Annotated in this window: 17 protein-coding genes and 2 pseudogenes; 12 read left to right on the forward strand and 7 right to left on the reverse strand. The window is 44.7% G+C overall.

From position 1 onward, the window contains the following. Positions 1 to 145 precede the first annotated feature (145 nt). The 5 genes from HWQ41_RS26860 to HWQ41_RS26880 all read right to left on the reverse strand — a co-directional run bounded on the left by HWQ41_RS26860 (position 146) and on the right by HWQ41_RS26880 (position 2868). Entirely contained in the window at positions 146 to 523 is a 378-nt protein-coding gene (locus tag HWQ41_RS26860) for a beta/gamma crystallin-related protein (protein ID WP_292769955.1), read from the reverse strand. Between the two features lie 288 nt (positions 524 to 811). Next, entirely contained in the window at positions 812 to 1570 is a 759-nt protein-coding gene (locus HWQ41_RS26865; protein WP_292769957.1) for a helix-turn-helix domain-containing protein, read from the reverse strand. A 276-nt stretch (positions 1571 to 1846) separates the two neighbouring features. Continuing rightward, positions 1847 to 2164: a hypothetical protein gene (locus HWQ41_RS26870; RefSeq protein ID WP_292769959.1), complete on the reverse strand. Its 318-nt coding sequence runs from the start codon at positions 2162 to 2164 to the stop codon at positions 1847 to 1849. Next, positions 2142 to 2387, reverse strand: a complete 246-nt coding sequence (locus HWQ41_RS26875; RefSeq protein ID WP_292769961.1) for a hypothetical protein — start codon at positions 2385 to 2387, stop codon at positions 2142 to 2144. Before HWQ41_RS26875 ends, HWQ41_RS26870 begins: the two co-directional genes overlap by 23 nt. Then, on the reverse strand, positions 2350 to 2868 hold the full coding sequence (locus HWQ41_RS26880; protein ID WP_292769963.1) for a hypothetical protein: 519 nt from the start codon (positions 2866 to 2868) through the stop codon (positions 2350 to 2352). Before HWQ41_RS26880 ends, HWQ41_RS26875 begins: the two co-directional genes overlap by 38 nt. A 281-nt stretch (positions 2869 to 3149) precedes the next feature. Here HWQ41_RS26880 and HWQ41_RS26885 point away from each other — a divergent pair, with 281 nt between their 5' ends. After that, a complete protein-coding gene (locus HWQ41_RS26885; RefSeq protein ID WP_292769965.1) occupies positions 3150 to 3839 on the forward strand; it encodes a Uma2 family endonuclease in 690 nt (229 codons plus the stop codon). A 225-nt stretch (positions 3840 to 4064) separates the two neighbouring features. Here HWQ41_RS26885 and HWQ41_RS26890 read toward each other — a convergent pair whose 3' ends face one another. After that, positions 4065 to 4313: a transposase gene (locus HWQ41_RS26890; protein WP_292769967.1), complete on the reverse strand. Its 249-nt coding sequence runs from the start codon at positions 4311 to 4313 to the stop codon at positions 4065 to 4067. A 380-nt stretch (positions 4314 to 4693) separates the two neighbouring features. Here HWQ41_RS26890 and HWQ41_RS26895 point away from each other — a divergent pair, with 380 nt between their 5' ends. The 6 genes and pseudogenes from HWQ41_RS26895 (at position 4694) to HWQ41_RS26920 (ending at position 9651) form a co-directional block, all read left to right on the forward strand. Then, complete coding sequence (locus HWQ41_RS26895; RefSeq protein WP_292769969.1) at positions 4694 to 5656, forward strand: TauD/TfdA family dioxygenase; 963 nt, start codon at positions 4694 to 4696, stop codon at positions 5654 to 5656. A 26-nt stretch (positions 5657 to 5682) separates the two neighbouring features. Then, positions 5683 to 6564, forward strand: a complete 882-nt coding sequence (locus HWQ41_RS26900) for a TauD/TfdA family dioxygenase (RefSeq protein ID WP_292769971.1) — start codon at positions 5683 to 5685, stop codon at positions 6562 to 6564. A gap of 119 nt (positions 6565 to 6683) precedes the next feature. Beyond that, complete coding sequence (locus HWQ41_RS26905) at positions 6684 to 6815, forward strand: hypothetical protein (RefSeq protein ID WP_292769973.1); 132 nt, start codon at positions 6684 to 6686, stop codon at positions 6813 to 6815. Between the two features lie 25 nt (positions 6816 to 6840). After that, positions 6841 to 7848, forward strand: a complete 1008-nt coding sequence (locus HWQ41_RS26910; protein WP_292769975.1) for an aliphatic sulfonate ABC transporter substrate-binding protein — start codon at positions 6841 to 6843, stop codon at positions 7846 to 7848. Positions 7849 to 7967: 119 nt separating this feature from the next. Continuing rightward, positions 7968 to 9239: an MFS transporter gene (locus HWQ41_RS26915; protein ID WP_292769977.1), complete on the forward strand. Its 1272-nt coding sequence runs from the start codon at positions 7968 to 7970 to the stop codon at positions 9237 to 9239. Between the two features lie 175 nt (positions 9240 to 9414). Next, positions 9415 to 9651, forward strand: a pseudogene (locus tag HWQ41_RS26920) (2OG-Fe(II) oxygenase family protein). A gap of 19 nt (positions 9652 to 9670) precedes the next feature. Here HWQ41_RS26920 and HWQ41_RS26925 read toward each other — a convergent pair. Further along, positions 9671 to 9790: pseudogene (locus HWQ41_RS26925) on the reverse strand (4Fe-4S binding protein); the annotation flags it as partial. Positions 9791 to 10641: 851 nt separating this feature from the next. Here HWQ41_RS26925 and HWQ41_RS26930 point away from each other — a divergent pair. From HWQ41_RS26930 to HWQ41_RS26950, 5 genes are all read left to right on the forward strand, one after another. After that, positions 10642 to 11463: a class I SAM-dependent methyltransferase gene (locus HWQ41_RS26930; RefSeq protein WP_292769979.1), complete on the forward strand. Its 822-nt coding sequence runs from the start codon at positions 10642 to 10644 to the stop codon at positions 11461 to 11463. Between the two features lie 63 nt (positions 11464 to 11526). After that, complete coding sequence (locus HWQ41_RS26935; RefSeq protein WP_292769981.1) at positions 11527 to 12891, forward strand: LLM class flavin-dependent oxidoreductase; 1365 nt, start codon at positions 11527 to 11529, stop codon at positions 12889 to 12891. A gap of 618 nt (positions 12892 to 13509) precedes the next feature. Continuing rightward, entirely contained in the window at positions 13510 to 15048 is a 1539-nt protein-coding gene (locus tag HWQ41_RS26940) for an amidohydrolase family protein (RefSeq protein WP_292769983.1), read from the forward strand. An 86-nt stretch (positions 15049 to 15134) separates the two neighbouring features. Beyond that, entirely contained in the window at positions 15135 to 16571 is a 1437-nt protein-coding gene (locus tag HWQ41_RS26945; protein WP_292769985.1) for an NAD(P)-binding domain-containing protein, read from the forward strand. A 417-nt stretch (positions 16572 to 16988) separates the two neighbouring features. After that, entirely contained in the window at positions 16989 to 17657 is a 669-nt protein-coding gene (locus tag HWQ41_RS26950) for a dienelactone hydrolase family protein (RefSeq protein WP_292769987.1), read from the forward strand. Positions 17658 to 17792: the final 135 nt, after the last annotated feature.

Genomic DNA, 17792 nt, shown 5'->3' on the forward strand with positions numbered 1-17792 from the left:
GTGTAATTAGATCGTTTGCTCAGATTAGAGCTAGGGTTCAGCTTTTAGATTTCTGAGTCTTTGACTGGCCTATTCCTGAACGACTTGATGAACTGCGTCGATACCCACTGATTCACAGAAGAACTGAATTTACGGAATCCGTTCTTCAGAATAGTCTGCGAATAGCAGTCAATGTGTTGTCTGGAAGATGAAATGTTTCGGCATTAGGATACGCCCCTGGTTCAAGTATATAAGACTGCCCTTTATAGTTATTGTCTGTGTATATCTTCCATATTCCCTCTCTCACTATAATGGACGAAGTGTTGTTATTCGCGCCGCTGCCGAACAAGGCGTTGTCGACGTTGTCATCACTTCTAGAAATATCGGTGGCAGTCCCAAGATAGTTGGGATCTGTATATAAAGTCACAGGAGCAAGACCTCCACTACAGGTAGCAGCAACCTCATCGTCGAGTTCGGTGAAGGCAGGAACTTCAAATTCGGTGGTTAGTCCCGTAAACAGTTGTTCATGCTGATTGTCTCTCATCTTTTTTCTCCTAATTAAGTGTGAATTATTCTGCAATAATTTCTCAAGCAAATAGTGCAAAGCACTTAATATCAACCTTTTACAAGTTACCTTTTGTAAAAGTAACCTTGTATTAATAGGAATCCAGTTTGATTAGTCGAAGCTTTCCAAGATATCAGCATTGTTGGATAAAGCTTTTAGTCTTAGTCTGCTTTCAAGAATCAATTTGCGTTCCTATATTTAGTAGTGTAGGAAATAAAAATTTCCGGGACAATGCACATTTTATTGTTAAAACTATTCATTATGTTGCTAATGATTGACACTAACATTAGAACGCTGAGTATTACGCCAAACTTGAGGTGTAGTACCATGAAACTGGCGAAATTGACGAAAGAAATATCCTTCATACTGATAGCCTATTGCACAAGCAATCTGATTCACTGGCTGGTTGGTTTCCAGAAGCAAAGTACGCGCAGCTAGCATCCGGCGTTCAAAGATCCAATCATTTACTGTTTTTCCCGTTTTGCGTCGCACTAGATTGGTTAGATAAGCTGCGGAATAACCAACTGCAACAGCTACGTTACTTAAACCAATCGATTGATGATAATTAGCTTCGATATAGTCAAAAACTTCCTTTAGTTGCACGCCAGTAGGAAAGAGCCTCTGTGGTTCTGATATTCGCTGATATTTAGCCAAATCACACTGCTTTGAGGCAACGTGTTTTTCCAGTCGAGGAGCGATCGCTGACAATAATTCTTCTGTGGAATCTAAAGTTGCCTGAAGCAAAGAAAGGGACTTTTCTAATTCTGTCTGTATCTGCTGATCTGAATCTTTCTCACGACAAAATTGCTTTTTAGCAGTGGTTAATTCAGCTAAAAGCTCCTGCACTTTTGACTCTAACGCTCTATTGGTTCTCTGTAAGGCTAAGAAACTCTGCTGGCGTAAGGGTTCGCGTAGCGTCTCCAAGAGTTGCTCATCGTAGACATCGCTTATATCATGATCCCAGATATGCGGCAGTGTGACTTGAAGAAAATTGCGTTGTTCTAAAATCCCATTGCTAGAAACCATACTTCCACAAAATTTATTATTTTGAGTTGCTAGCTATTACTCAGAGAGTTATGTCTGTGTTTTACGCAAGGCATTAGTTTTTGTAAAATTACTTCACAAAACTAATGGCAAAGGTGGGTTACATACTTTCCAGGTGTAGTAAATATCAAAACCTTATCAGGTCTATAGGTTTGAGCAAAACCCTTATAGTCAGCATCCGCGTACAATCTCCAAGGCTCTGTGGTGTTCTCAAGAGACTGCACGCTACTAGATTGCGATCGCACAAACAGGACAGACTCACAAATGGAGCGATCGCTTGATGGGACGACCTAAAACTGTGAATGAGCAATAGACATCTCCTTGAGCAAACTCGACATCCTCAGTATTCAGTCGATAATACCGAATCCTCTGACCATCCTCCATTGGTCTTCGGGACTCAGTAGACAAACCCAGTTGCGAAAGATATTGTCCCAAAATCCACACAGGAGACTCATCAAGTGGAATGGTCAAATTGAGAATTCCCTTAACGTGAGATGCGTTGCGCTTGGAAAACTCTGCCAAAACCTGAATCATCGCCTCGTCGCCTTTAATCTCAACCCCAGCCATCAGATCCATCAACACCGCTCTCAGTCCCAGCCGATGACGCATCAACCACGCGGTAGAATGGTTGCTCCCGGAGCGTGCAAATAGCTAATCGCTCTTTTTCCCTTGTCCCTTTCCACGACAACAGCAGGCGGCGCAAGAAACTTTTGCTCTTGGAATACTTGTAATAGTTTTCTTGGATGCTGCCAGTATGACCTCTAGTCACTTCCACCCCAAGTCCAGGCAGGGTTGCCATTCTTGAAACTGTTGTTTAGCACGACTAAAGGATAATTATTCGGATCAGAGCCACCAGCCAAATCTAAGATAAAATAAACCTTACCTTTAACAAAGTGCATACGTAAATAATTAAGGTGTTCAGAGTAGGCTTGTCCATCAATATTAGTCATCCCAGCAGATGCAAAGCATTTGGCATATCTGGGCTTGAGTGTCCCAACCCATGTAACGCTAAAGCTATTACTGGCTTGAACAGAGATGTTACTGGCGTAGGCACTCAGGTTAATAGAGCCATCTGTTGCAAAACTGCCTTCTTGATAAGGATGGGATTTTTCAGTGACAATCACTTTGTCTGGACAGCTTTGTTTTTGCTCGTTTTCACTATAAACTTTTAGCTCAATGTTTTGTGATTGATTTTGTGCTTGGACGCGCCAGTTGGACAACAGAGGCAGTAAAGCAATACTTGTGCCTATAATCAAAATCAAAGGTCTAAACGAAATCATACTCATATCCGAACAAATATTGAAGTTGATGTAGTATTAAATTTTACTAATTAATCGGCGAGGTTCAAGTCAGTGTAATTACTTGAGTTACCTTTATCTAGGAAAAGCGATCGCACTGACTGGGTTTTTCCCGCAGATTAAATGCGATGGCAAACGTCGGTAAGTCGGGGATCTTGTTTCTGACAAATGATTTGGGATTGCGATATCAGCATAGTAATGTTTTAGAATCTGGATAGAAGCAAAATATTTTCCCTACAGTTCCTCCTCTTAATATTCCAGCTATGACTTCAAGTGCGTACAAAAGCTATGTCGAAGACATCGCGCCAAAAAACACAATTCCTGCTCTGGAAAACGGTGACAGACTGACTCAAAGCGAGTTTGAACGGCGTTATCATGCTATGCCAGACCTAAAAAAAGCAGAATTAATCGAAGGAATTGTTTACATGGCATCCCCACTACGAATTACCCAACATGGTGAACCCCATGCTGCAATTATGACTTGGCTTGGTGTCTACAAAGCCTTAACATCTGGAGTTCAATTAGGAGATAATTGTACTGTACGCCTTGATGCAGATAATGAACCTCAACCAGATGCACTGCTGAGAATTGAAGTCGGGGGACAATCCAATATTAGTGAAGATGGTTACGTGGAAGGTGCGCCAGAATTAATTGCGGAAGTGGCTGCCAGTACTGTTTCAATTGATATACATGATAAACTCAAGGTTTATCGCCGTAATCAAGTACAAGAATATATAGTTTGGCGCTTTCAAGACAGAGAACTGGATTGGTTTCGACTAACAGAAGGTAAGTATATTCTGCTAGACTCCAATTCGGAAGGAATTATCAAAAGTGAAGTTTTCCCTGGATTATGGTTAGATAAAGAAGCCTTGAAAGCCTTCAATTTAGCGAAAGTAATTGAGATAGTGCAGCAGGGATTAACAACAGTTGAGCATCAGAATTTTGTGAAGTAATTGTCTGAAATAGGCTAAAAGCCAGATTAAAATAATTCGTAATTCGTAATTCGTAATTAAGTTTTGTGACGGAATACATTTTTACTTCAATAAGTTTCTTTTTTTGCGATTCATTTAAGTCGGACTCATTTTTAAGTAAAATGTATTTACTATTTTTTAATCCCGCTAATACTTTTTCATATTTAGCTTTTTCAGGTGATGATTTGGCTTGTTTAATTGATTCTTCTAAATGACGCTTCTCTCGTTTTTTTGTGTATCCAGTTCTCGATTTATCTGTGTCATCACATGAAATATATCTGCAACCAATTGAGCATTAGGCATTAGTTCTGTCAATTTGGCATAACAAGTACTGAAGAACCAAAAGTAATTGCTTGTGAGAATATTTGAAGGTGAGAGAGAATCCCAGCGATGTCTACGACGGGCTGTTCGGTGTCGCAACTGATAATGATTGCCAGTCCCAAAATTACGCCCCAAACTCTTATTCGTTCTTAAAAGGGAACAGGGAACTGGCAACAGGTGAAGCAGGTGCTAACAGCGGGTCTCCCGACTTGTTCGCTCTTAGCGTTCCCGTAGGGTAGCAACTGCACCAAGCCGTAAAGCCTGCGGCATAGCTACGCTTCGGGCGCAGCCTAAGAAGAGAAGGGCATCAGTGTCTCAATTCCGAAGATCCTAGCTGCAAAAACACAGGAAATTGTTAAATACGAATAGATACTACTGTAAATCTATCGGAATAATGTATGATATTCTCAGTTCTACTCCCAGCACAGGAATGTTGCTATCAGATATTGGCAAAATTCCAAAGGAAACAGGCGAGTGTGAACACCACCCTACAGATCAAACTCTGGAGAATCTACATGGGCTACAAACATATTGAAGTCAAACAAGTAGCTGGTTTCATCGGTGCCGAAATCGGTAACGTAGACCTTTCCCGTCCTCTGAATGATGATCAAGTCAAAGAAATTCGTAAAGCACTATTGAAGTGGAAAGTCGTGTTCTTTCGTGGACAGAACATCGATCATGCTGCCCAGGTTGAATTCACATCTCGTTTCGGTGAAGTAACTTTCGCGCATCCACTCGGAGAGCCTGAACCAGTACCGGGATTCCCACAGATCAAACCCGTAGATCGTAAGCTCTATGAGAAGCAGTACGGTTTTCGCACTGGTGGTCCTTGGCACACAGACGTAACGGCAGCTATTAACCCACCAGCAGGGTCAATTTTACGCGCGGTTAATGTCCCCAGTTTCGGTGGTGACACTCAGTGGAGCAATCTAGTTGCGGCTTATGAGGGACTCTCAGCACCACTACGATCGCTAGCAGACACATTAAAAGCTGAACATCGCTTTAATGGGGGCGGGTATCAGCCCCGCAATGGCAAATTCGACGAGCGCATTGCTGTTAATCCACTAGTCTCAATCCACCCAGTAGTCAGGGTTCATCCTGAGACTGGTGAACGTGCGTTGTTCGTTAACCCTGGCTTTACCTCGCACATTATTGACGTGTCACCACAAGAGAGCAAGCTGTTACTTGAGTTGTTCTTCAACCAAGTTACCAAACCTGCCTACACCACCCGTTTCCGTTGGAACAATGGTGATATCGCGTTCTGGGATAATCGCGCCACTGTGCATTTAGCTCCTCAAGATTTAGATCATTTGGATATCGAGCGTTTGTTATATCGCACCACCATTACTGGTGATGTTCCAGTTGGAGTTGATGGTTTCCGCTCCCAAGTGGTTCAAGGTGAGGTGTTCAACGCAGAAGTACCAACTGTCTTCAAGCAGAAAGCTGAGTCTAAGGAACCACAACCAGTGCTTTCGTAAGCTACAAAGTGCAAGGAGAAATTTTTATGACATTTACTGCAACACGAATTGAGATTACGCCTACTGAAGCAGCTTTAGGAGCAATTGTGACTGGTGTTGATGCCAGTCTGGCAGCACAACCAGAAGTAATTCTACAACTCAAGCAGGCATGGCGCGATCGCCACATCCTCGTCTTCAAAAATCAACAATTGACTGACGACCAATTATTAGCGTTTGCGAATTACTTTGGCGACATTCTCCAACAACCTGCCTATATCCGCAAAGGAGAAACCGAGCCATATCTGCCGCCCCTTGTCCTGACTCTTGCAAATGCTGCCTCCGAAGAAAGTTCCGTCAATGTTGCACCCAACTATCGTGAACTTTTACCCCATATCGATCATGACTGGTTGCCTACACCATCTAGCGGTTCATTTTTATATGGGGTAGAACTGCCTGAGAATGGCCCTGATACCTATTGGGTGAATTTGATTCAGGCTTACGAAGAGCTAGATGATGCTACTAAAAAGCAGATTGCTGGCTTGCAGGTGCGTCATTTTAATTTCTATGGCAAGTATCGGGATGAGTATCCTGAGCCTAGCTACGCAGCCGGTCGTTCCGTTGAACCCGGTGAACGAGTTGCTACCCATCCTTTGGTTCGCACTCACCCGGATACTGGCAAGAAAGTTCTCTTCCTAAATGCCGCTAGCGAGGTAGATATTATTGATTACGACCCAGTGGAAGGGGCAAAGCTAATTGAACGGTTGCGGGAACACATTAAGCAACCCCACTTTGTTTATCAACACCACTGGAGCAAGGGCGACCTACTTTATTGGGACAACCAGGCAACGGCTCACTATCGCCCCGAATTTAATTCCAACGCAACCCGGATTTTGAAGCGGGTTAGCATTCGAGGAAGCCGTCCTTTCTAAAGGTTGTGAATTCTTTCAGATACAAAACTTTACTCCCCCTTTCCTTCTCCACTTTCGAGAGCAGAGGGGAAAAGCTAGTTTTGACACCAAACCGGATGCAATTAGAGGGTTATAGCCGAATGGCAAGGATAGAACCCTCTAATCGATTCGGTGAGCTTGTAGAGATTTTGCTCCTACGGTATCAGCGTCAAGATGAGGTAGAAAGCTATGGTCAGACCGCAAATTGGAAAGTACTCAATATCCAGGCGTGATTTACTTTACACTTTTTATGGGTTAATGTCTTTTACTGCCTTAGTCAGTTGTGGAACAAACAAGGGCAGCACGGGCAATAGCAGCAGTGCAACTTTGAGTACTAATACCACTAGTAACAATAAAGGCAGTACCAAGCTCGTTCGACTTGGCTACCAAGTTTCCGGGGATCTAACCCACGAAAAAGGCGCGATCGAAAAACGGTTGACTCCTCAAGGAATAGGTGTTACTTGGTCTCAATTTGTGTCTGGGCCTCCGCTCTTGGAAGCCTTAAATGTGGGTAGCATTGACCTTGGTCCGGCTGGCGAAACGCCACCCATTTTTGCTCAGGCAGCTGGTACCAATCTGATTTATGTAGTTAATATCCCACCAGGTACTGGAGAAGGTTCAGCGATTGTTGTGCTAAAGGATTCTCCAATCCAAACATTGGCAGGTCTTAAAGGTAAAAAAGTTGCTTATTCTAGAGGGACGGCTCAGACCTATTTTGTGGTGAAAGCGTTTGAAGAGATAGGGCTAAAAATCAGTGATATTGAATCAGTGAATTTAACCATTGCAGATGGAAGAGCAGCGTTTTTGAACAAGACGGTTGATGCCTTTGTAGAAAGTGATCCTTATCTGATTAAGCTGCAACAAGAAGGCAGTATCCGGGTCTTACGAAACGCGCAAGGAATTAAGACGCCAGGAGGTTATTACCTAGCTGCACGAGATTTTGCAATTAATAATGCTGAACTCTTGAAAGCAATTTTGTCAGAGTACTACGAAGTTGGCCAGTGGGCAAACAAAAACAGGCGGGCTGCTGCCGAAATCCTCGCACCGAAGGTCAAGACTGATGTCGATACTATGGAGTTGACGCTGACGAGAAGAAAATATGACATGAGACCAATTACTGAGGAAGTGATTAGCGCTCAACAAAAGGTTGCGGATCTTCTATATGAACTGAAAGTTGTGCCAAAACAAGTTGATGTTAAAGGAGCAACCTTAACTGCCCAGCAGTATACAGCGATTACACCGGATGCCCTTAGGAATAGGGCTTAACGTGTGAATCAGCAAGCTTGCTACAAAACCAGACGCGATGCCTGCGGCGGTAAACTACGCAATTATCCTATAATTATTAGCTAACCTAATTGTTAGTAGAGCATACTAGAACTCCCCTGATGAAAATTTGGAACGGACAACTAGGCGATCGCGTAAGTAATATCATTTACCAATATTTACCCGCCTTTCGCTGGCCTAATTTTCGCCTGTTTTTTGGGGGACAGTTACTATCAATGTCTGGGACATTTATGACCCAGCAGTTAACTATTCCTTGGCTGGTATACGATTTGACTAAATCAGCTTGGTTGTTGGGAGTTGCGGGCTTTGTGCAATTTTTACCTACCTTATTAGTAATTCCGTTTTCCGGCGTATTGTCCGATCGCTGGAGTCGTCGTGATTTGTTAATGGTGGTGCAGATATTGGGAATTAGCGTTTCCCTGGCATTAACGATTCTTACCTTTAGGAATTCGATGACGTTTCCCATCCTATTGGTACTGAGTGTTCTCAATGGTTTTCTCAAGGGATTAGATATGCCCGTGCGTCATACAATCGTCACCGAAACCGTAGACGATCGCGCTGATTGGAGTAATGCGATCGCCTTGAATTCAGTGATGTTAAGTTCCTCTCTGGTATTGGGACCGGCTATGGGTGGGATTTTGATTGCGACGCTAGGAGTGAAATATTGTTTTCTCTACGATACCCTCAGCTATATCCCTGCCATCTTTACCCTGCTAGCGATGCGGCTGAAAGTCAGACCGATGCAAACTCTTACGAGCCTTAGCGATACTTTGCAGAAATTGCGAGAGGGCTTTGAATATGTCTCCAAATTCCAGCCCATTAGAGCAATTTTATTAATACTGGCGTTACAAGGTTTAGTCGGGATGTCTCATGTCGCGCTCATGCCCGTCTTCGCGGTTAAGATTTTAAATGGGGATGCAACTACGATGGCTCACCTGAGCGTCTCAGCGCCGATTGGATCGTTTCTTGCTTGTTTGTATCTGAGTGTCAGGCGAGGGATTGCAGGCTTAGAGCGTTTGATTGTAGTCGCTCAAGTCTTGATCGGGATGAGTCTGATCTCCTTCTCACTATCGCGTCAAGTTGGATTATCCATAATCATACTGGTGTTTACAGGCTGCTTTTCCATCCTCCTGATTACCAGTAGTAATATGATTATCCAAACCCTAGTTGCCGAGGATAAGCGCGGACGGGTGATGAGTTTTTATGCCCTAGCAATGGTGGGTATGATGCCCTTTGGGAATCTGTTAGCTGGAACTTTGGCAGATAATTTTGGTGCGACTAATGCCTTGATTGTCTGTGGCAGTCTAAATATCTTAGGTGCGCTATGGTTCTCTGCACAATTGCCAGCAGTGAGCCGTTGGATTGATCGCTAAACAAGTTGCTTCTCTTTGGAAAAGTGCAATTAAGGAGGGAGCGATGGTAATACTTTTCGGTTAGGGACTTCCAAAGAATAAATCATTCCAAGAAAAACAAGAGACAGGATTTTTCAATAATGATAATCATTTTAGAGGGGGCGTTCGCGAACATACTGATTATGGTGTATTAACTATTCTCAAGCAAGATAATGTCGGTGGATTACAAGTCAAATGAAAGTCTGGTTGGATAGATGCACCTCCTATTCCTGGTTCATTCGTATGCAATATTGGGGATATGCTCAATCGCATGACACAAGGACTGTATTGCTCAACCCCCACGGCGTTCAGAACCTATCAACAAGTCATCGCCTTTCGTTCCCGTTCTTTTTTGACCCCAATTTCAACGTTGAAGTCAAACCCATTGAAGTGAAGGATGTAGTAGTGAATGAGTCTTTCTTGCGGGCGATCGCAGGTGGCTGGTTGGGTACGGAATCAAAGACATTGGTAGGACACACTTGGACGCACAAATTGCAATTGATACAGAGTTTATGGCTGACAAGCTCGATCATGACATACTCCTGCTACAACTTTGATACAGAGGGTGTGGTTTGAGTGGTTTGTACTGGTGGTGTAGCGATCGCTCACTTAAATCTTCTGGTAGTTAATTTGTACTATTCTGACTGCACCTCTACTTACCACTTTGTCAATATTTAGATGCGTTTGCCCTGGGGTTTTATCTGGGTGACTGCACCAGATTCAAATGTCAGCAATCCTGATAGTTCATTTGCCTGGGTTCGTACTGTCTATAGGTTTTAGTTTAGCGAAGGAACGAAGAAGAGCAGCCAAAGTGCGATTCCTGAATTCTGCTGTAATTAATGCGATAGACCACTAGTTTTCACTCAAGTGCATAGGCGTAGCCCGCACAACTCTTAGAGACGCTGCGCGAACGACAAAGCTCAGTGACCATCGTAGACATCGCCTTTGCTGGTGACTATTTCCAACACTCATTTCAGCCCTGCTATCTGGAGAAAGCAAACTTGTGTTAAGCAGTACTTGCATTTTTCTCGTAAGTGTGTAAAGCTTTGTTGAATGATTAAATTACGGTAAGCCAATCAAGTTATAGTAGTTTATAAAAAATAAACTACAGCCTTTCATTTACCGACTGACTATTTAGCCAGAGCTACAGAAAAATATTGATCAGGCAAAGATTAATCGTGTACCTGATGCAAGTAGTAGTGAAACGCCCTATCAATATTCTAAGTGGTTCAAACAAACTTAGTAAGAACATCGGCATCCTTGTACTACAATTCCTCATTTCTAATTTGTCCTACCGGTAGAGACTAGGGAAATATTCAGAATAATTTTCCAATGCCTAATCTCTAGTACTCAAGTAGAGATTGATTCACCAAAAAACCAACTTATGACCCAACTGAAAACACTTTCCACCTACGACCCAACATTATTTGAGGGTGCAGCTGAAGTCTACGCTCAATACAGAACTAAATACTCGGCTGCTGTATTTGACAAACTAACTCAAATATTTAATCTCAATGGTCAAGGAAGACTTCTTGATTTGGGTACTGGGCCAGGTTTAATTGCCATTGCCCTTAGCAGCAAATTTCAAGAAGTAATTGCTATTGATCCCGATCCAGATATGCTCAAGGAAGCGCAACGTCAAGCAGCAGCCGTAAGAGCAAACAATATCACTTGGCTAGAACAAGGAGCAGAACTGATTAACCCTAGTTTGGGAACATTTAAACTAGCTACCATTGGCAGAGCCTTCCACTGGATGGAACGCGAACTCGTACTTGAACGCCTTTATGAATTGCTGGCAGATGATGGAGCTGTAGCACTGCTCAATACAAGTGATAATCCTTGGATAAGTTCTTTACCCTGGAAACAAGCTGCTATAAAAGTAGTGAAAAAATGGTTAGGTGAGGAGCGACGAACTGGACAACGAGGACAAGGCATTCGTAAACCAGTTGATCCTCCCCACGAAGTCGTAATTGCCAATTCAAAATTTGCTCGCCAAGAATTATATGAAGTGCCATTTGAAAAATCTTGGACAGTCTCTAGCTATCTTGGCTACTTATACACTACAGCCTTTTCGCTGAAAATTTTCTATGGCGACAAAGCCGAAGAATTTGAAGCAGATATCAAAGAAGCATTACTAGCAGTTGAGCCTTCGGGTCACTTTACAGAAGAACTTACGGCAACAATCCAAGTAGTTTGGAAGCATTAACTTGTATTCATTTTGACTTTTGACTTCACGGCGGTACTAGCTATCTAAAAAAGAGAAAAGCAGATGAGCAAAACACGTAAGTTTCGTTTAGGAGCATTTATTCAAGCCACTGGACATCATGTTTCTGCTTGGCGACATCCAGATGCACAAATAGATGCGGGTTTTAATTTCGAGCATTACAAAGAAATTACCCAAACCGCCGAACGTGGCTTGTTCGATGCAGTTTTTTTGGCGGACAGCCCAGGAGTTTGGGGTGGCGATGCCGAAACGCAGAGACGCAACGGTAAACTTGTCCATTTTGAGCCAGTGACACTCTTCTCGGCTTTGTCCTCTGTAACTCAAAACATTGGCTTCATTTCCACCGCCTCGACTACCTATGAAGAACCTTACACCCTGGCACGTAAGTTTGCCTCATTGGATCACTTGAGTAAAGGTCGGTCGGGGTGGAATGTAGTCACCACGGGTAACGAAAATGCCGCACTTAATTTCGGTCTTGACCATCACCCGGAACATGGCCAACGTTATGAACGTGCGGAAGAGTTTGTAGAAGTGGTCAAAGGACTGTGGGATAGCTGGGAAGACGATGCTTTCATCCGTGACAGAGAAGCTGGTATCTATTTTGACTCGAATAAACTACATATACTCAACCACAAGGGTAAACATTTTTCTGTCAAAGGCCCTTTGAACGTTGGTCGTCCACCTCAAGGTTATCCGGTGATTGTGCAGGCTGGAGCATCGGAAGCTGGACGGGATTTAGCTGCGCGTACTGCTGAGGTGATTTTCACTGCTAATCAAACCCTAGTCGATGCTCAGGAATTTTATGCTGATGTCAAAGGTAGGTTGGCGAAATATGGACGCTCTCCAGACGATCTAAAAATCATGCCTGGGGCTTTCCCAATCATTGGCCGGACTGAAGAAGAAGCCCAAGAGAAATACGAATTTCTGCAATCGTTGATTCATCCTGATGTAGCTTGGGGTATTTTAAAGAACTATTACAAAGGTGTGGATCTGTCGAAATATTCTTTAGATGATCTAACTCCCGAACTACCCAGTGATACCAATAATAATAAGAGTCGTCTGAAATTAGTCAAGGATTTAGCTACTCGTGGCACTCTGACGCTGCGCCAGTTATATCTGGCTCTTGCTACCGCTAGAGGTCATCGTACTATCCTTGGTACTCCCGAAAGCATTGCTGACCAGTTAGAAGAATGGTTCAACAATGGTGCAGCAGATGGTTTTAATATCATGCCACCAATCCTGCCTACAGGGTTAGATGACTTCGTTAACCTAGTCGTTCCCATCCTCCAAAAACGCGGACTGTTCCGTACTGAATATGAAGGTACTACCTTGAGGGAAAACCTGGGGCTGCGGCGTCCGGGTAATCAATTTGCCGCTAAACAAGTGGATGAGAGATTGGTGCTGGCGTAAATAAATAGGGCTTACGCAACGCCGCATATTCTTTTGAGTTCGTAGTGTTCGCGTAGCGTCTCGAAGAGAGGACTAAAGTCTTCTCTTGCAGACGCTACGCGAACAAAATCAGGACTAAAGTCCTTACTACAAACAACAACCGTAAGTCCTGATCAAAAGAGTAGTGAGTTTCGAGTGCTGTAGACACTCCTCCGGTGAGCCAGTGCGTTATGGGTTCTTTCCGTTGTAGTAATTGTCTTTGCTAAGTTATCTAGATGCGAGAAGTCGCCTAGAAATTTCAGGGTTTTATTGGGCTTTCAATCCAATAAATTACCAAGTAGCACTCAGATGCGAATGGCACTAAGAAAAGCCCAAAGGCTTGTATAACCTCGTTCCCAGTCTCAAGACTGGGAATGTATTCCCAGAGGCTCTGCCTCTGGTCAAGAAACAGGAGGCGGAGCCTCTCAGAGTGGGTTCCCAGCCTGGAGGCTGGGAACCAGTGAGGGTAAGGACTGTATCATAACTTAGTGCCATTCCACTCAGATGCGTCGTTGTACTCAGCACGGGCTAAACGCCCCGCTATCGCTAACATAACTCATTTATCAGCACTACTTCTGTCATTTATTCAAGGAAAAAAACATGACTGAATATAGCAGATTAAAAACTTCCCGTTCCGCCGCAATCAAAGCAAACCTCAATTATCCGATAATTGACACTGATGTTCATACCAATGATTTCACTCCGGCGCTTGAGGATTACATTGCTAAATACGGTGGCTCAAAACTCGTAGATGAATTACGCAAGGCGGAAGATTCTCGTCTCAATTCCAAGAGCAATGGTAAAGACTGGTATCAACAAACTCCAGAAGAACGCCAATACAATCGCACAATTCGATCGCCTTGGTGGGCTAGAGTTACCCGCAATACTTTGGATCTCGCTACTTACACTTTACCAGAACTATTCTATGAGCGTCAGGCGGAGCAGGGGTCAGATTATTCGGTACTGTTTCCGAATAATGTTTTGGCACCAGCTGGAGCAAGTAAAGAGAATCGTCAAGCACTGCAACGGGCGGTTAATCACTATCATGCTGACTTGTACCGGAAATATAGCGATCGCCTGACACCTGTAGCTGGTATCCCGATGGGTGATCCTCAAGAAGCGGTTGAGGAGCTAGAGTTTGCAGTGAAAACACTGGGACTGAAGGTGGCAAATATTCCTGGTGGTGTGAAACGGCCAATTAAGGCGATCGCTGATAAATATCCAGCAGATCAATACCCTGAAATCGCCAAGTATGCCTCTTACATTGACTTTTACGGATTAGATAGTGAATACGACTACGATCCATTCTGGGCGAAGGCTGTTGAATTAGGTGTACCCGTTACTACCCATTACGGCAGTCAAGGTTGGACTGGACGCTCCTCCATCAGTAACTACATGAACAACCATATCGGTCACTTCGGCGATGGCTCACAAGCATTTGCCAAAGCACTGTTCTTTGGTGGTGTTACCAAACGTTTCCCACAGTTGCGCGTAGGTATGCTTGAAGGTGGGGCTGATTGGGGCGCTCACGTCTACATTCATTTAGTAGATCGTTTCTCTAAGCGCAATCTTAAAGGACTGCAAAACTACAACCCAGAACTGACTAATTCTGATGAGTTGTTCGAGTTGTTTGAGCGATTTGGTGGCGAAATTACTCAAGGGTATTCCCTCACCAAAGAGGAATTGACTAAGAGTGTACTGGGTTCTTCCTTCAACCGTCATAGCCGCTCACCCGTTGGTAGCGAACTAGATGATTTTGCCGCCGCCGGAATTGAAACAATTGAAGACATCCGCGATCGCTGGGTAAACAGTTTCTTCTTTGGTTCCGAGTCCGACGATCGCACCATAGCAGCTGCATTCAACGACAAAGCTAATCCCTTGGGTGTGAAAATCAACGCCATTTATTCCTCAGATGTTGGTCACTGGGATGTGCCAGATTTGACCGACCCACTAGCGGAAAGCTGGGATTTGGTACAAGAAGGTGTGATTTCGGAAGCAGACTTTAAGGCTTATGTATTCAATAATCCTTACAAGTTTTATACTCAAGCTAATCCCGACTTCTTCAAAGGTACGGCGGTTGAATCTAAGGTAGCTAACATCGAATCTCCACAAGCAGATAAGAGTTTGGTAACGGCGTAAGAAATCAGGGAATAACTTCCTTGCTCCTCTACATCTGGTTCCTCAGCAAAGGATACACGCATAGCGTTTTACCCTAGAAGATTGACATGACAACAACAACTGACCCTAATTTTGGTGCGCGTGAGGCGCTACGCCTACTTGGACCCTATCCTGATGACTGGGTACCCGACCGTGCTGATGTTGACCATAATGTGACAATAGTTGGTGGTAGTGGTACAGGTATTACCTTTGCCTTTGCACTGCGACGGGCTGGTATCGGTCGGGTGACAATTATCGATGAGGCCGAAGATGAAGCCCATGCTGGTGTATGGCTAAATCGGGCGCGGATGAACAAGCTACGCACGCCCAAGAATCTGCCAGGGCCGGAACTGGGTATTCAGGGGTTGTCATTTCAGGCTTGGTATGAGGCGCGACATGGTGCTGAGGCTTACGCAGCGATTGACCGCATTCCTCGCTTGCTGTGGGTTGAATACCTCAATTGGTATCGGCAGTTTCTAGAAATTCCAGTGCGTTACCAAACAAAGCTGGTACGGATTGAGCCTGCTGAAGGTTTCTTTCGCCTGCATTTAGAAGTGAACGGTATCCCCCAGGTGGAAACTACCCGCAAAATTATTCTGGGCAATGGTTTTGTCGGTGCTGGTGGACCATACGTGCCATCAGTGTTGGCTGCTTTACCACGCATTTTATACGCACATACCGCCGATGCCATCGACTTCAATGCACTGCGAGGCAAAACTGTCGCGGTGCTGGGGGCTGCGGCGTCGGCCTTCGATGCTGCTGGGGTAGCCCTGGAATCGGGAGCTAAAGCAGTACACTTGTTCTCACGACGGTCAGAGATCGCATCACTGCCAGTAATTCGCGTGCGTGGTTATCCTGGTGCTTACAACAGCTATTACCAAATACCTGATGCCGCTCGCTGGTTCCAGGCTTGGCGTTATCGTCAGTTCGGCTCCACACCACCAACCGACGCAATTGAACGGGCGATCGCATTCCCGAACTTCCACCTGCACCTATCCGCAACCTGGAGATCAGCACACGAGGAAGGCGGCGGCATCGTCGCGCAGGTGAACGACGATGTTTTCGAGTTCGATTTTGCGATCGCTGGTACTGGCTACTTCGTTGATCCGGCGGCGCGGCCTGAACTTGCCGACTTTGCCGATCATATTGCCCAGTGGAGCGATCGCTACGAACCACCAGCCAATCAGCGCGACGAAGAATTAAGTGTTTATCCTTACCTTGGTAGCGCCCATGAATACCAAGAAAAAGTCCCAGGTAGCGCACCTTACCTGAAGGATATCCATGTTTTCAACCCATCTGGCTTCGTCAGTTTTGGACTGCCAATTGGTGACATACCCAGCATCCGACGCGACGTACCAGCAGTGGTAGGACGTATTAGCGATGACTTGTTCTTTGCTGATTGGGTGCTGCATGAAGCCCGTATTACCAGCGACAACGTTGCACCAGATTTCGATACCTCGCTCTATGCAGATGCAGTATGGAAACAGAAAGTGCCAGTTAGTTGAATCTAGTAGTCTGTTAAGACAAGAATGCTTGGTGAATCAACTTTTATTTCTCTTTTTTCCTTCTTACTTAACGTGAGTTCGATGAACCTCTCCCTCCCAGCCTCCCTCTCCGAAACGGAAAGGGAGGAGCAACGAAAAATTAAGCTTTTTACTCCCCTTTCCGCTTGCCTAACGGCAGGCTGACGCCAAGGTCGAGGGGTTGGGGGAGAGGTGAAACAAGATTTGTCGAACTCACGTTTACTTAAATAACGAACCGCAGAGGCACAGAGAAGCCAGTGCGTTGCGGGGGTTCCCCCCGTTGTAGCACCTGGCGCGACACAGAGAGAAAGATTCTAAAACTTGGTTTACTCAGCAAAATCAAAAATTTATCTATACTCCCCAATCCCCAAATTTCCCCAAACTTTAGGAGTCACAACTATGTCTGTCGAACACCGCTCTTTTAACACCAGCAATGGTTCCTTGCCTTATCTCCTCTCGACTATCTCAGACACTATTAAGCAACCCGCGCCCCTAGTATTGTTTCTACACGGCGCACGCGATCGCGGTACAGATATAAATGTGCTGCTGAAATGGGGTTTACCTCGTTTTGTAGATTCGTCCAGTTCCTTACCTTATATCTTTGCCGCCCCCCAGTTGCCTGAAGGACAAACCTGGGTAGACCGAGAATTGGATGTGATTGCTTTGCTCGATGATCTCATCGCCTCCCAACCCATCGATCCGTCCCGGATAATTTTATCTGGGTTCAGCTTAGGTACAGCTGGAGCATGGCATATCGCCGCTTCTCACCCTGGTCGCTTCGCTGGTCTGGTAGCAGTATCAGGGCGTGTACCCAAGACATTAGAAGCAAGCCAACTAGCTGCACTAAAGGAAATTCCCATCCAAATATTCCAAGGTGGCAAGGACGAAAAACTACCGATTGAAGATACACAGCAGATTGTCGATAGCTTGCGCGGACTGGGGGGAACAGTAGATTTTACTGTACTACCTGAAGGCGATCATTTTATTGCCGATGAAGTGTATAGTGAGCCGAAACTGCAACAGTGGTTGGTTTCATTGAGCCGTCGCAAAACCTCCCTAGTTGTCTAATAGACCTCTTGCAAAAGTCCCTAACACCCCACCCCCAGCCCCTAAGAGCAGGCGGGGAGGGGAGAATTTGAGGTAAGTCAAAGGCGGGGGGGGGGTCTTTTTTTGGATTTATGCAAGAAGTCTAATAGACATAGG

The organism is Nostoc sp. NOS(2021) (assembly GCF_017115025.1).
Classification (GTDB): domain Bacteria; phylum Cyanobacteriota; class Cyanobacteriia; order Cyanobacteriales; family Nostocaceae; genus Nostoc.